This window comes from Pseudarthrobacter enclensis (genome assembly GCF_030811655.1).
GTDB classification, from domain to species: domain Bacteria; phylum Actinomycetota; class Actinomycetes; order Actinomycetales; family Micrococcaceae; genus Arthrobacter; species Arthrobacter enclensis_A.
Genome location: NZ_JAUSRE010000004.1, coordinates 105,452 through 120,223, shown reverse-complemented (window position 1 = coordinate 120,223; position 14,772 = coordinate 105,452). Strand labels below are relative to the sequence as shown.

The window sequence follows — 14,772 nt, the reverse complement described above, 5'->3', positions numbered from 1 at the left end:
GCCGTCAGCCGAGTCCGCCCCTTCCATGCATGACAATTAGGAGAATCGCGCGGGCCGGAAAGTGGCCAGCATGGGGTGCTTCTTCCCGGTAAGGATTTCCCCGGCCAGGAGCTCGCCGGCGATGAGGCCCAGCGTGGCTCCGGAGTGGGTGAACGCCACGAAGCAGCCGGGCACCTGGCCCAGTTCGCCAAGCACCGGTTCCCCGTCACCCGGAATCGGCTTGTAGCCCATCTTCCAGGAAGCGGGCTTCAGCTCCGGGTTCCCGGCAATCAGCCTGGACGCCTCATCCGCCAGTTCCTGCACCACCTCGTCCGGAATGGTGAAGGAGCCGTCCGCGTGCTCGGTGATGTGCTCCTCATACCAGTCGTGGTCCAGTGCGAACGTGCCGCCCGGATTGGGCCGGAGTGCGGCGCGCGGGGTGTTCATCACCGCGGTCACCTCATGCTGCACCTGCTTGGTCACCACCAGCATGGACACCGGCGAACCATTGGGGATGTGCACCCCCAGGGGTTCGACGACGGTGGGCGTCGCTGCGCCGCAGGCCACCAGGACGGCGTCGGCCGGGTAGGTCCCGCCGGATGCGGTCTCCACGCCGGTAGTGCGGCCGCCCTCCACCATGACCGAGGCCTTGCCGGCGTTGAGGACCAGTTCACCGCCGCGGGCGTGGAACTCCTCCATGAGGAAGTCGATCAGGTCCGGCAGGCTGACCCAGCCTTCGCCCGGATTGAAGATGGCGTTGTCCGGCACGGCACTGGAATCGATGCCGGAGGTGGCGGCGGCAATCTCCTCCGGAGCAAGCAGCTTGGAATCGTAGCCAATGGACTTCTCGTAGGCGTGCCGGGCCTCGGTGACCCCAGCCTGGCCGGCCGCGTTCCACATCAGCCCGCCGCCAAACTGGAGCCACTCTCGCTTGGGGTCCGAGGCGAAGAGCGTGCGGTAGCGGTCCACGCCGGCAACCCGCAGCCGGTGGTACGGGGTGGCCCGTTCACCGGCGGAGTTGAGCCAGGACAGGGAACGGCCACTGGCTTCGCTGGCCAGGCCGCGCTCGGTCAGCAGGATCACGGAGGCGCCTTCGCGCAGCAGGTGCACGGCGGTGGAAACGCCCAGGATTCCGCCGCCGATGATGGCGACGCGCTTGGTGGATGCTGCAGAGGACATGGTTGGTCCCTTTCTGTGAAGTTCGTGGTTGTGATGGACGCAGTCGTTGCGCCGTTGGAAAGGAAGTTGGATGCGGTGTCAGGCCAGGGCGTGGATACTTTCGATGACCTTCAGGACGTCCAGCGGGCCGGCTGGATCCACGGGCAGCGGCCCCTGGCCGCGCAGGGCGGCGGCAAGCTGGACGTAGAACTGCGGGTAGGAACCGCGTTCAGCCGGAACCGGCCGGACTGCCCCATCGATTCCCAGGAGCCCCCAACGCTCCTGGGGTTCCACACCGTAGGCCGGGTCCGACGGCGGCATCCCGGCCGCGAGTGAGGGTTCCTGGCCGTCAAGTCCCCACTTCGTGTAACCCGCCTTAGAGCCGAGGACGTGGAAGCGGGCGCCGGCCTGGGCAGCCAGGCCGTTCATCCACAGCCGCGAACGGACACCCGAGGCGTGCAGCAGTGACACGAAGGCTTCGGTGTCCGCCGCGTCCGGATGCGGGCCGCGGTTCGCCGTCTCGCCGTAGCTCCGCTCCACCGGGCCGAACAGCTGGATGGCCTGGTCGATCAGGTGGGCCCCCAGATCGTGCAGGATCCCCCCACCCTCGGCGAGGGACACCGTGTCCCGCCAGTTCCCGAACCCCTCGGGCCGCCACCATTCGAACCGTGACTCGAAGTTGGTGACCTGCCCCAGCGCTCCGGAAGCCAGGACCTTCCGGAGGGTCAGGAAGTCTGCGTCCCACCGGCGGTTCTGGAAGACCGTAAGCTGCACCCCGGCGTCGTCCGCCCTGCTGATCAGTTCCTCACCCAGGCCGGACGTGGGCACGAAGGGCTTGTCCACCACCACGTGAAGGCCGTGGGCGATGGCGGTGGCCGCAAGGCCAAAGTGGGTGTGCGGCGGGGTGCCCAGGATAACCAGGTCCAGATCTGCGGACACGGCGAAGAGTTCCTCCGGAGTTCCAACGATCCGGGCCTGTGGGTAGAACCGTGCCGCTTCGGCGGCCCGGGCGGGCTGGGCCGTGACGATCACGTCGAGCGAAAAGTCCGGGTTCGCCGCGATCAGCGGGGTATGGAAGACCTTGCCGGAGATGCCAAAGCCGACGACGGCGGTCCGGATTGGCGCCTCTGCAACGGTACCCATCAGAGCACCTCGGAGAGGAAGCGCTGGAGGCGTTCGCTGCGGGGGTTGTCGAAGAGTTGGGTGGGAGTGCCTGCTTCGACGACTTCGCCTTCGTCCATGAAGACCACCTGGTCTGCGACTTTGCGGGCGAAGCCCATTTCGTGGGTGACCACCAGCATGGTCATGCCGCGGCGGCCCAGGCCGGCCATGAGATTCAGGACGCCTTTGACCAGTTCGGGGTCCAGGGCGCTGGTGGCTTCATCGAAGAGCATGACTTCGGGTTCCATGGCCAGGGCGCGGGCGATGGCGACGCGTTGCTGCTGGCCGCCGGAGAGGTCGCGGGGGCGGTGGTCGGCGCGTTCGGCGAGTCCCACTTCCGCCAGGCGTTGGCGCGCTTTGGCCATGGCCTGGGCCTTGGGCATGCCCTTCACGGCCCAGAGTGCCAGGGCGACGTTTTCCTCGGCGGTGTGGTCCGGGAAGAGGTTGAAGTGCTGGAAGACCATGCCGATGCGGGTGCGCAGTGTGTCCGGGTTGGTACCGAGGATGGTGTCCCCGGCCAGGAGCACGTCCCCGCTTTTGGGTTCATGCAGCCGGTTGATGCCGCGCAGCAGGGTTGATTTGCCCGAACCCGAAGGGCCGATGATGCAGGTGGTGGTGCCCGGAGCGACGGTGAGGCTGACGTTCCGCAGGACCTCGATGTCGCCATAGGCCATGGTCAGGTTGCGCAGTTCCAGGCTTGAACCGTGGAACGCCGGGACCTCTTGGACCGCGGTGCTCTTGGTGGAAATGGGTGTGTTCATGTGTTGCTCCCGGCAGTGAGCGGCGAGGCCGCGTCGAGTTCCTTGACTTCCTGCAGGCCGCTGGTGGGCGGTGCGGCACGGCGGCGCCCCGTGCGGAACTTGTTGTCGAAGTGGTTCACCAGGTGCGTCAGCGGCACCGTGATCACCAGGTAGAAGAGACCGGCGGCCACCAGCGGGGAGAGGTTGCCCGAAAGCACGGCGGCGTCCTGGCCCACGCGGAACAATTCGCGTTCGCTGACCAGCAGGCCAAGGAAATAGACCAGGGAGGAGTCCTTCACGATGGCGATGAACTGGTTCACCAGCGCCGGCAGGACCCGTCGGACGCCCTGCGGCACCACCACAAGGGCCATGGACTTGGCGTAGCTCATGCCCAGCGCACGGCATGCTTCGCCCTGGCCCTTGTCCACGCTCAGGATCCCGGCGCGGAAGATCTCCCCGATGTAGGCGCTGGCGATCAGGCTCAGGGCGATGATGCCCAGCGGGTACGGTGACGGGCCGAAGACCGATTGGCTGAGCCGGGCGAAGCCCTGGCCGATCAACAGGATGGTGAGGATGGCGGGCAGGCCGCGGAAGAGATCCGTGTAGATCCTGGCCGGAACCCGCAGCCACTTCGACGGCGAGATGCCCATGACTGCCACCGCCATTCCCAGCACCGTGCCAAGGACGGTGGCGGCGATGGAGATGATCAGCGTGTTCAGCAGGCCGACCGCCAGGAGTTGGGGCAGGACCTCGGCCATAGCGCCGAAGTCGAAGAAAGTTCGGATGATGGTGTTGAGCCAGTCCATGGTCGCTCTCAGACGTTGATTGTTTGGAGGTGCCGGGCGGGCCGCTTGGTGCAGCCCGCCCGGCTTTGCGCCCGAAGGCTTACTTGCCGGATTACTTGCTCGGGGACGGCGAGGCGGTCTGTTCGGCCTTGGGCAGGTACTGCTCAGGCATCGGCGAACCCGGGAACCACTTCTGGTAGAGCCTCTTCCAGGTGCCGTCCTCCATGGCCGCGGCCAGGCCCTTGTTCAGGGCTTCCTTGAACGCCGTCTTGCCCTTGGCCACGGCGAATCCCGCCGGGGCGTCGAAGGACGGGATGTCAGCGGCGCTGACCAGTCCGTGCTGCGCTTCGTAGGCCTTGGCGGCCTCGTAGTCGAGGAAGTGCGCGTCAACGGTTCCGCTGTTCAGCGCCGCGATGGCGGTGTTGTTGTCCGGGAAGCGCACCAGGCTGGCGGAGGTGAAGTTCTTCACCGCATAGGCCTCCTGCAGGGTTCCCTGGACTACGCCGAGGCGCTTGCCGGCCAGGCTGTCCACGTTCGTGATGCCCGACGTCTTGGTGGTAATCACGGTCAGGTAGCCGGCCAGGTAGCCGTCCGAGAAGTCCACGGTTTCCTTGCGCTTGTCAGTGATGCCGATCGCGGCAACGCCGGCGTCGAACTGCCCGTTGGCGACGGCGGCAAGGAGGCCGGAGAAGTCCTGGCCGGTGAAGACCACATTGTCCACACCGGCCCGGTGGGCCACGTCCTTGAAGAGTTCCACGTCGAAGCCGGTGAAGTTGCCGGAGGCGTCCGCGAATGTGTACGGCTTGGAGTCGCCGAGGCTAGCCACGCGGATGGTGCCGGGCTGGATCAGCCCGTAGGGGTTGTTTTCCGTCGTGGAAGCGGCGGAGGTGGAGCTGCAGCCGGAAAGGGCCAGGACCGCAGCGAGTGCTGCGGCGGCGATCCCTGCCGGGCGGAGATTCTTTTTCTTCACAGCGTTGTCCAATCGTTGGGAGGGAGGCGGTGCTGTCAGGGCCGCCGAAGAAAGTCGCCGATGCTCTTGTTGAGTCCGGTCTCACACCCTAGGATTGAGACCGGACTCACATCGATGGATAGAAATGTAGCGGAAGTCACAGGGGGCGTCAACAGCCCGTGCGAAAGGTGAAGATGAGCGCTGAAGGAGCGCGACGGCGGGACGTCACCGTCGCCGACGTCGCAAAGGCCGCGCAGGTGTCCAAAGCCCAGGCCGCACGCGCACTGGGCAATTACGGCGCCGTCAGCGATGAGGTCCGCGAGCGCGTCCTGGCTGCCGCGGAGGCCCTTTCCTACCGGCCGAACGAGCTTGCGCGCAGCATGAACACGGGCAAATCGCACACCATCGGCGTGGTGGTGGGCGACATTGAAAACCCCCACTTCGGCCTTGCCACGAGGGGTATCACCGACACCGCCAAGAAGGCCGGCTACAACGTCATTCTGGTCAATACAGACGAGGACCGCGCTGCGGAAGTTGACGCGGTACGGGTCCTGTTGGACAAGCGGGTGGACGGGCTGATCGTCGCTCCCGCGTCGTCGGTGGACACCGGGCACCTTCAGGAGGTGCACAAATCCGGACGCCCATTGGTCTTCATCGACCGCACCGCCGGCGGGATGCCGGTGGAGACCATGGCCGTGGACATGGCAAGGATCTCGCGGGAGGCCACGCAGTACCTGCTCGACGCCGGACACCGCCGCATCGCCTTCATCTCCACGCTGCGGACGGAGACCCCGTATACGCCCGGGATGACGCTGGAATCCTCCCAGATCGCCGATCGTATCGACGGCATGCGGGGGGCCTTCCTGGAGTCCGGGCTGCCATTTCCAGAGGATCTGGTCCGGCTGAACGCGGGCGACGAAGATTCCATCCGCAGCATCACCCGGGAAGTGCTGCGGGGTCCTGACCGTGCCACCGCCGTAGTGGCTTCGGACGGCCTTATCGCGCTGAGTGTCATGGAGGCCATCCAGGAACTGGGCCTGTCCATCCCGGCGGATGTTTCATTCCTGATGTACGACGATTTCCCCTGGACCAGGCTGACAACCCCTCCCCTGACCGTCATCGCCCAGCCCGTGTACAACATGGGCGTTGCAGCGGCCAAGGCACTGATCCGGCAGATGGAGGGATTGCCGCCCGCCGCCCCTGCGCAGTTCACGGCCACCCTGGTGCGGCGGGGGTCGGTGGGGCCCTGCCGGACGGAAGGTGACCCGGACAGGGAAGAGCTGGCGGCCCGGCTCAACTGAGGCTGAGGAAGACGTCCGCAGAAGTAAAGAATAGTCGGCGCAATGTACGGTGCAGATACGATCCTTCGCGTTCGCCGGCTGCGTTGCCACTGAACTCTTGTTCCGCCACCACCGCCGGCGCATGAACGCCGTCCTGGGAGCTACCTCTTAAGATCAGATCCGGGGCTGCAGCACTCCCCGCGCGGGTCTACGCTGAGCCATGAGCCACCAACAGAAAACCTGGCACGACAAACACAAAGCCACCCTCAGCAGGGGACAACGCGCTGCTGACGTCATGCGCAACGGAATGGGAAGCTGGCCCTTTGTATCGGGTTTCATCGGCTTCATGCTCGTCTGGGCCGCCGTGAATACCTGGGCGCTTGCGTCGAACGCCTGGGACCCATACCCCTATATCCTCCTGAACCTCCTGCTTTCCATGCTGGCAGGTCTCCAGGGCGCAATTTTGCTCATCGCCGCAAAGCGACAGGACGCAATCGCCGCGGCCATGGCCCAACACGACTACGACACCAACACCGAGGCCAAAGAAGAGGTTGAACTCCTGATATCCATCAACCGCATCCAGCTGGAAATTCTGCAGGAGCTGAAGAAGTCAGCTCCGCATTAGCCCCAGGCCCCGACCCCGGCGTCCCAGCCAGCCGGCAGCCGCCGTGACAGCGCCCCTGGTCCTTCAATTGGTATGGCCGGTGGCGGCCCCGGCCCGTTCGAAGTTGAAGTATGAACGGGCGTCCGGCGGCCGGATATCAGCCACGGCGTCGTTAAAGATCCGCATGGGATGCGGCGCAAAGGGGTGCTCGGCGATGGCGTCATAGTCCAGTTCAATTCCCAAGCCCACCCCGTCGGGGATCAGAACGTCGCCCTCCGCCGTCAGCTGGAGCCGCTCATCGGAGATATCGCGGCGCCACGGCACGTCTGTTGCCATGATCTCCAGGTACCTGAAGTTTGGCAGGGTGGCGCCCAGCTGCAGGGTCGCCGCCGTGCTAAGGGGTCCGCTGGGGTTGTGCGGTGCGAACGGAACATAGTGCGCCGCCGCCAGCGTGGAAAGGAAGGACAATTCCAGCAGGCCGCCGGCATGGGTGACATCGGGCTGGATGTAATCCACCGCGTTGCGCGCCAGGGCCGGGATGAACATATTCCGTCCCATCCACCGCTCCCCTGCCGCGATCGCAACCGGGGACTTTGAGCGGACTTCGACGAGCGCGTCGATTCCGTCCGGCGGGCACGGTTCCTCGAAGAAGACCGGCTGGAACTGTTCCAGTTCCCTGGCCACCCGGATGGCGGTGGGGACATCAAAGCGGCCGTGCCCCTCAATGAAGAGCTCAACGTCATCACCTACCGCCTCGCGCACAGCAGCCACTGGCTCAAGCATGCGGCGGAGGTCCCGCGGCTCCAGGAAAAGGTCCGCGGCTTCGAACGGATCCCATTTGAGCCCGCGGAAGCCCTGGGCAACCGTTTGGACCGCGGCCTCCGCAAAGTCATCCGGGGTCGCGGCCCCCGAGAACCAGCCGTTGGCATAGGCTCGGACCCGGTCGCGGACTTGGCCGCCCAGCATCCTGTGCACGGGAACTCCGAGTGCACGCGCCGAAACATCCCACATCGTCATCTCAAGGGCACTGAGGGCGGTCATCGAGACCGGACCGCCGCGCCAGTAGGCATCGCGGTTGAGTTCGTAGATGGTTTGGCTGATCCGCGTAGGGTCCTTCCCCACTACCGCAGTGGCAAGAACGGCAACGGCGCCGACGACCGCCTGCTCCTGGCCCTCAAGTGTCGCCTCGGCGATGCCGGTAAAGCCCTCGTCGGTGCTCAGCCTGACGAAGATGACGTTCGTCCGGTAGAAGTCCACGACCACGGTGTCGAGGTTGGTGATTCTCATGCCATGTCTTTCCGTTGTGGGTGCCGGCTTCTGCCGCGCAGGCAGGCGGTCAGCTGGCGGGAGGGGCAGTGGACTCCCGGACAATGACATGGGTGGCCAGCTCCACGCGGTGTGAATCCAGGACTTCCCCCCGCGCCTGTCGCAGGAGTGACCTCAGGGCTGCCCGCCCCATTTCCTCGAGCGGCTGTGCCACGGAGCTCAGTGACGGCACCGACTGCTCACCCTGGTTGGTGCCGTCGAAGCCGATGAGGCTGATGTCTTCCGGAACCCTGATGCCGTGGCGCCGCGCTTCGCTGAGGACACCCAGGGCGATGGCGTCGCTGCCGGCGAAAATGGCGGTGGGGAGGGGGTCAAGCTTCAGCAGCTCCTTGAAGCCGTGGACGCCACTCTCGGTCCGGAACCGGCCGCCGGAAACAATGTATTCGGGGTCCACGGCTACTCCGGCAGCCATCAGGGCGGCCATGTAGCCGTGCAGCCTCGCCTGGTTGCATTCGGCGCCCTCGATTCCGCCGATGTAGGCGATGCGCCGGTGTCCAAGTCCCATCAGATGTTCGGTGGCGGCCTTGCCGCCGGCCCAGTTGGTGGCACCAACGCTGACGACGTCGGCAGACGGCGGATTGAGTGGGTCAATCACCACAACCGGAATCTGGCGCCGGCGGAATGCGTGCAGTTGCGCCTCGCTGAAGGCTGAAGTAACCACGATCATTCCCGCCCTGCCCTCCTCGAGCATGCGCTGGGCGCGGCGTTCCGGCGTTTGCCTGCCCGGCGTGGACTGTCCCGTCACGCTCACCAGGATTTCCACGTCCGCTCCGGCGGCAAACTGCAGAATGCCGTTCAGCACCTGAATGGTGTAAGCGGAATCGAGCACATCGATGACTACCTCGACCACTGTCCCGCCTTCCGCCGCCGCCCGGCGCTGCACCGGCGACCGGTAGCCGGCCTGCTCCAGGGCGGCGAGAATCCGGGCCCTTGTTTCGGGCGCCACATCATCGCGGCCGTTGACCACCTTGGAAACAGTGGGCGCCGAAACCCCTGCCTGCCGTGCCACGGTGGCGAGCGTGGGTTTGGCCCGCTCCGGCGTTTTGGTCGTCATGGGTTCGCAATCTTTCGAAGGATGTGAAGTGCATTCATTCTGTAGACCCCGCCTCTCTTGCGTCAAGGGCCCCTCATTAAGCGGGAGCAGCCGGAAAATATCCTCTACGATACCTTGACTGCGCCGATCTTTAGGGTTTTAGTTTAGACCGTGACTTATATCACCGTTCGAAATATTTCGAACAAACGTCGGAGCTGACGCCCCGTACCCGACTGCAAATTTCACAATGGAGAAGCAATGAAGCAACCCCAGACCTCCCGGCGCTCTTTCCTCGCCCTCGCTGCCCTTACTCCCTTTGCCGTTGCCGCCACCAGTGCCTGCGGCACGTCGGGTCCGGGTGCTTCCAGCGGAGGAGGCGGCGCCAGCATGTGGTACTTGTCCGGCGAACCGAACCAGACCACCATGCAGAAGGCCGTGGATGCCTTCAATTCGGCCAACTCAGCGGACAAGATCACCGTTACGTACTTCCAGAACGACGCCTATAAGACCAAGATCAAGACCGCCATCGGCGCCAACCAGGCACCCACCATCATCTACGGCTGGGGCGGTGGCGGCCTCAAGACCTACGCCGAGGCCAACCAGGTGGAAGACCTGACCGGCTGGTTTGACCAGAACCCGGACCTGAAGAAGAAGTTCTTCCCGTCGGTATTCGGGGCCGCCACCGTCAACGGCAAAATCTATGCCCTGCCCAACCAGTACATCGCCCCGATTGTCCTGTTCTACAACAAGGATCTCTTCCAGAAGGCGGGCGTACAGCCGCCCCAGACCTGGGACGACATCATGTCCCTGGTCAAAACCTTCAATGACATGGGCGTGGCGCCCTTCTCGCTGGGTGGCCAGTCACGCTGGACCTCCATGATGTGGCTGGAATACCTCCTGGACCGTATCGGCGGCCCCGAAGTGTTCAATGCCATCTTTGCGGGCAAGCCCAATGCCTGGATGGATCCGGCGGTCATCCAGACGGGCACGAAGATCCAGGAGCTCGTCTCCGCCGACGGCTTCATCAAGGGGTTCTCCTCCATCACCGCGGATTCGCAGGCTGACCAGGCACTTCTGTTTTCCGGCAAGGCAGCCATGATGCTGCACGGTTCCTGGACCTACGGCTCCATGAAGAAAGCGGGCCAGAACTTCGTACAGAACGGCAAACTGGGCTTTGTTCCGTTCCCCACGGTTGCCGGCGGCAAGGGAGACCCGAAGAACGGCGTGGGGAATCCGGCTGCCTACATGTCCATCTCCTCCAAGGCCTCGGACAAGGAAAAGGAGTCCGCCAAGAAGTTCTTCAAGGACGGTATCCTCACCGACACGGTCATTGACGCCTACATCAACTCCGGCTCCGTGCCCATTGTTAACGGCATCGAAAACAAACTGAACACCTCCGAGGACAAGGAGTTCCTCAACTTCGTCTACGGCATGGCCAAGAACGCACCGAACTTCCAGCAGTCATGGGACCAGGCGCTCAGCCCCACCGCCGCCGAGGCGCTGCTGAACAACATCGACCAGCTGTTCCTGAAGTCAATTACGCCGCAGCAGTTCGCCGAGAACATGAACGCCACCCTGGGCAAATGAGTAACGCCGTCTCCACTGCCCCCCGGGCTGCCGTCCGGCCGGCCAGTTCCAAACCAACGGAACAGCGCAAGACGGCCCTGGCATGGTTGACGCTGCCGGCGCTGTTCTTCTTCCTGGTGTTCGCCGTCGTCCCGCTGGCAGGGGTGCTCATCCTCAGCTTCACCAGCTGGGACGGCATCGGTGCCATTGGGGCGGCGGGCCTGGATAACTGGTTCTCCGTCCTGGCGGATCCCGGGCTGTATAACGCCCTGGGCCTGACCTTCCTGATCATGGCCGTTTCGTGGCTGGTCCAGACACCCATCAGCCTGCTCCTGGGTGTCTTCACGGCCGGCAGCCAGCGCTACCGCGCCGCCCTTGCCGTGCTGTACTTCCTGCCGCTGCTCTTGTCCTCCGCCGCCGTCGCCATTGCCTTCAAGGCGCTGCTGGACCCTAACTTCGGCCTGGCAACTGGCCTGGGGCTGCCGTTCCTGGCGCAGGACTGGCTGGGGGTTCCCCAGCTTGCGCTGGGCCTGGTCATCTTCGTCATCGCATGGCAGTTCGTCCCCTTCCACACGCTCATCTACCAGGGCGGCGTGCGGCAGATCCCGAAGTCGCTGTATGAGGCAGCGCAGATCGACGGCGCCGGGACCATCAAGCAGTTCTTCCACATCACCCTGCCGCAGTTGAAGTACACCATCATCACTTCGTCAACCCTCATGGTGGTGGGTTCGCTGACCTATTTCGACCTGATCTTCGTCCTCACCGGCGGCGGCCCGGGCAACTCCACCCGGATCCTGGCGCTGGACATGTACCTCCGCGGCTTCCGGGCCAACCTCATGGGGCCGGCCAGCGTCATTGCCGTCATCCTCGTCATCATCGGCCTTGCACTTGCCTTGTTCCTCCAGCGCCTTGGGGGCAAGGACAAGCAGGGCAGCCAACTGGAAGGTTTGTAGGGTGAGTACCGTCCTGAAAAGCAATACGCAGGGGGCCCACACCGGAACGCTTGGCGGCTCCGCAGCCGCCAAGCGGGGGCTCGGCCCAAAGCTGCGGCGGCTCAACATTCCCGGCGGCCTGGGCGGCTGGCTTTGGCTGGCCATAATTATCCTGCCGGTCTACTACGTGGTGATCACCAGCCTTAAGACCCAGGCGGGATACTTCGGCCAGAATCCACTGGCCCTTCCCACCTCGCCCACGCTGGAGAACTACCAGATGGTCCTCGAGGCGGACTTCGCGCAGTACTTCATGAACAGCGCCATCGTCACGCTCGGTTCCGTGATTCCCACGGTGCTGATCTCCTTCATGGCCTCGTTTGCCATCGTCCGCGGCGCCGGCAGGTTCCTCAGGCTGGTCAACGGCATGTTCCTGATGGGGCTTGCCATCCCGCTGCAGGCCACGATCATCCCCATCTACCTGATGATCATCCGGCTCAACCTGTACGACAGCCTGCTGGCGCTAATGCTGCCGTCCATAGCCTTCGCCATCCCGCTGACGGTCCTGATCCTGTCCAACTTCATCCGTGACGTCCCGAACGAACTGTTCGAGTCCATGCGGCTGGACGGCTGCAGCGAGTGGCAGACGATGTGGCGGCTGGCCCTGCCCCTGACGCGCCCGGCCATCGTGACCGTTGCCATCTATAACGGCCTGCATGTCTGGAACGGGTTCCTGCTTCCGCTGGTCCTCACCCAGAGCCCCAGCCTGAGGGTCCTTCCCCTGGGCCTGTGGACCTTTCAGGGTGAGTTCAGCGTCAACATCCCTGCTGTGCTCGCCTCCGTGGTGCTCAGCACCCTCCCCATCCTGGTGCTTTACGTTATCGGCCGCCGCCAGCTGCTGGCAGGCCTGACCGCCGGCTTCAGCAAGTAACATCCGGGATTTCCAGAAAGGACTTTCAACATGACCACCGCAAAGCCCCTGCGGGTCGGAATGGTGGGCTACGCCTTCATGGGTGCAGCCCACTCCCACGCCTGGCGCACCGCACCACGGTTCTTCGACCTGCCGCTGCAGCCACAGCTCACCGCGGTGGCCGGAAGGAATGCCGACGGCGTCCGCGGAGCCGCGGACAAGCTGGGCTGGGAGTCGGTTGAGACTGACTGGCGCCGCCTGATCGAGCGTGACGACATCGACCTCATCGACATCTGCACACCCGGCAACACCCACGCCGAGATCGCCATCGCCGCCCTTGAAGCCGGCAAGCACGTGCTGTGCGAAAAGCCGCTGGCCAACTCCGTGGAGGAAGCCGAACGGATGACCCTTGCCGCAGAGACCGCCGCGAAGCACGGCGTCTTCTCGATGTGCGGCTTCAGCTACCGCCGAACGCCCGCTTTGGCGCTGGCCAAGCGGTTCGTGGAACAGGGCAGGCTCGGCGAGATCCGCCATGTCCGCGCCCAGTACCTTCAGGACTGGCTCTCCGACGCCAACGCCCCCATGACGTGGCGGCTGGACAAGAGCAAGTCCGGCTCCGGCTCCCTGGGCGACATCGGGGCGCACAGCATCGACGCCGCCCAGTGGGTCACAGGGCGGAACATCAGCGGTGTATCGGCAATACTGGAAACCTTTGTCCGCGAACGGCCACTGGCCGGGGACCTCGTGGGCCTTGGCGGCCACGGCGACCTCAGCAGCGACGCTCCCCGCGGGACAGTCACGGTGGATGATGCGGCCATCTTCAGCGCAAAGTTCGACGGCGGCCCCATCGGTGTGTTCGAAGCGACGCGTTATGCGCTGGGCAGGAAGAACGCCATGCGTTTGGAGGTCAACGGCACCAAGGGCTCACTCGCCTTCGATTTCGAGGAGATGAACGTCCTGTCCTTCTATGACGCGGCGGAGTCCCCCGATGCGGGCTTCCGCCGGATCTTTGTCACCGAACCCGAGCACCCCTACGTGGGGAACTGGTGGCCCACCGGCCACGGCCTGGGATACGAACACGGCTTCACCCACCAGGTGGTGGACCTCGTCACCGCCATCGGTGAGGGGCGCCAACCGGAACCGTCCTTCGGCGACGCCCTTCAGGTGCAGCGGGTCCTCGCCGCCGTGGAATCAAGCGCCGCGAATTCCAGCCAGTGGCAAAAAGTCTGAGCAGCGAGAAGAAGCCTGGGCACCGGCCCGGCACAGAACAGCAACCGCTTCAAGGAACCTAGGAACTCACATGACACGACCAATCACGCTCTTTACCGGCCAATGGGCCGACCTGCCGTTCGAGGAGGTTGCCCGGCTTGCCGGCGAGTGGGGCTTTGACGGGCTGGAGATCGCCTGCTGGGGCGACCACCTGGACCCGCGCCGGGCAGCGGAGGACGACAACTATCTCAAGGGCCGCCTGGACATTCTTGAGAAGAACAATCTCAAGGTGTTTGCGATCGCCAACCACCTGACCGGGCAGGCTGTGTGTGACGACCCCATCGACGAGCGCCACCAGGGCATCCTGTCAGCTGAGACCTGGGGTGACGGCGAGCCCGAAGGGGTACGCCGCCGGGCGGCTGAGGCCATGAAGGACACCGCCCGCGCGGCCGCCCGCCTTGGCGTGAAGACCGTGACAGGATTCACCGGCTCCTCCATTTGGAAGGCGGTGGCCATGTTCCCGCCGGCCCCGCAGTCGATGATCGACGCCGGCTACCAGGACTTCGCCGACCGTTGGAACCCCATCCTCGACGTCTTCGAGGAGGAGGGCGTCCGGTTCGCCCTTGAAGTCCACCCGTCCGAAATCGCCTACGACTACTGGACGGCTAAGCGAACCCTTGAGGCGATCGGCCACAGGGAATGCTTCGGCTTGAACTTCGACCCCTCGCACTTCATCTGGCAGGACCTGGACCCGGTGATGTTCCTGCAGGACTTCGCGGACAAGATCTTCCACGTCCACGTCAAGGAATCCGTGCGCCAGCTGGACGGACGCAACGGCCGCCTCGGCTCCCACTTGGCCTGGGCGGACCCCCGGCGCGGCTGGGACTTCGTCACCGCAGGGCACGGGGATGTCCAGTGGAACAGGATCTTCCGGACGCTGAACGCCATCGGGTACGAAGGTCCTACCAGCATCGAATGGGAGGATGCCGGCATGGATCGGCTCATCGGCGCCCCCCAGGCGCTGGCCATGGTCAAGGAACTGGCGCGGATTGCGCCGCCCGCCGCCGCCTTCGACGCCGCCTTCTCCAGCCACTGACCCCAAGCCTTGCCGGCACACGCCGGCAGCCAGACAAAGGAAACTTC

Annotated in this window: 14 protein-coding genes; 7 read left to right on the top strand and 7 right to left on the bottom strand. The window is 64.8% G+C overall.

Features of this window, described 5'->3' with window-relative positions:
* Positions 1-36 precede the first annotated feature (36 nt).
* From J2X98_RS05360 to J2X98_RS05340, 5 genes are all read right to left on the bottom strand, one after another.
* Positions 37-1,158 (bottom strand): NAD(P)/FAD-dependent oxidoreductase, encoded by a 1,122-nt coding sequence (locus J2X98_RS05360; protein WP_307305174.1) that lies wholly within the window; start codon positions 1,156-1,158, stop codon positions 37-39.
* 78 nt (positions 1,159-1,236) lie between these two features.
* Positions 1,237-2,280, bottom strand: coding sequence for a Gfo/Idh/MocA family protein (locus J2X98_RS05355; RefSeq protein ID WP_141944701.1), 1,044 nt, complete (start codon positions 2,278-2,280; stop codon positions 1,237-1,239).
* Entirely contained in the window at positions 2,280-3,059 is a 780-nt protein-coding gene (locus J2X98_RS05350; RefSeq protein ID WP_307305169.1) for an amino acid ABC transporter ATP-binding protein, read from the bottom strand. The genes J2X98_RS05355 and J2X98_RS05350 overlap by 1 nt, the downstream gene beginning before the upstream one ends.
* Positions 3,056-3,844, bottom strand: coding sequence for an amino acid ABC transporter permease (locus tag J2X98_RS05345; RefSeq protein WP_307305166.1), 789 nt, complete (start codon positions 3,842-3,844; stop codon positions 3,056-3,058). Before J2X98_RS05345 ends, J2X98_RS05350 begins: the two co-directional genes overlap by 4 nt.
* A 91-nt stretch (positions 3,845-3,935) precedes the next feature.
* Positions 3,936-4,793, bottom strand: coding sequence for an ABC transporter substrate-binding protein (locus tag J2X98_RS05340; RefSeq protein ID WP_141944707.1), 858 nt, complete (start codon positions 4,791-4,793; stop codon positions 3,936-3,938).
* A 173-nt stretch (positions 4,794-4,966) separates the two neighbouring features.
* On the opposite strand from J2X98_RS05340, the gene J2X98_RS05335 reads away from it, so the two are divergent.
* On the top strand, positions 4,967-6,073 hold the full coding sequence (locus J2X98_RS05335) for a LacI family DNA-binding transcriptional regulator (protein WP_307305162.1): 1,107 nt from the start codon (positions 4,967-4,969) through the stop codon (positions 6,071-6,073).
* 199 nt (positions 6,074-6,272) lie between these two features.
* Positions 6,273-6,677: a DUF1003 domain-containing protein gene (locus J2X98_RS05330; protein ID WP_307305159.1), complete on the top strand. Its 405-nt coding sequence runs from the start codon at positions 6,273-6,275 to the stop codon at positions 6,675-6,677.
* Positions 6,678-6,740: 63 nt separating this feature from the next.
* Here J2X98_RS05330 and J2X98_RS05325 read toward each other — a convergent pair whose 3' ends face one another.
* Together J2X98_RS05325 and J2X98_RS05320 are read right to left on the bottom strand one after the other, a co-directional pair.
* Positions 6,741-7,943 carry a mandelate racemase/muconate lactonizing enzyme family protein gene (locus J2X98_RS05325; protein WP_307305156.1) on the bottom strand — a complete coding sequence of 401 codons (1,203 nt, stop codon included), beginning with the start codon at positions 7,941-7,943 and terminating at the stop codon, positions 6,741-6,743.
* A 49-nt stretch (positions 7,944-7,992) separates the two neighbouring features.
* Positions 7,993-9,036: a LacI family DNA-binding transcriptional regulator gene (locus tag J2X98_RS05320; RefSeq protein WP_307305153.1), complete on the bottom strand. Its 1,044-nt coding sequence runs from the start codon at positions 9,034-9,036 to the stop codon at positions 7,993-7,995.
* Between the two features lie 237 nt (positions 9,037-9,273).
* On the opposite strand from J2X98_RS05320, the gene J2X98_RS05315 reads away from it, so the two are divergent.
* The 5 genes from J2X98_RS05315 (at position 9,274) to J2X98_RS05295 (ending at position 14,725) form a co-directional block, all read left to right on the top strand.
* On the top strand, positions 9,274-10,602 hold the full coding sequence (locus J2X98_RS05315; protein WP_307305150.1) for an extracellular solute-binding protein: 1,329 nt from the start codon (positions 9,274-9,276) through the stop codon (positions 10,600-10,602).
* Positions 10,599-11,534, top strand: coding sequence for a carbohydrate ABC transporter permease (locus J2X98_RS05310; protein ID WP_141944718.1), 936 nt, complete (start codon positions 10,599-10,601; stop codon positions 11,532-11,534). Before J2X98_RS05315 ends, J2X98_RS05310 begins: the two co-directional genes overlap by 4 nt.
* 1 nt (position 11,535) lies before the next feature.
* Entirely contained in the window at positions 11,536-12,441 is a 906-nt protein-coding gene (locus J2X98_RS05305) for a carbohydrate ABC transporter permease (RefSeq protein ID WP_141944720.1), read from the top strand.
* Between the two features lie 30 nt (positions 12,442-12,471).
* The gene (locus tag J2X98_RS05300) at positions 12,472-13,650 is read left to right on the top strand and encodes a Gfo/Idh/MocA family protein (protein WP_307305143.1); all 1,179 of its coding nucleotides are present in this window, start codon (positions 12,472-12,474) and stop codon (positions 13,648-13,650) included.
* 70 nt (positions 13,651-13,720) lie between these two features.
* Positions 13,721-14,725 carry a sugar phosphate isomerase/epimerase family protein gene (locus J2X98_RS05295; RefSeq protein WP_307305140.1) on the top strand — a complete coding sequence of 335 codons (1,005 nt, stop codon included), beginning with the start codon at positions 13,721-13,723 and terminating at the stop codon, positions 14,723-14,725.
* Positions 14,726-14,772: the final 47 nt, after the last annotated feature.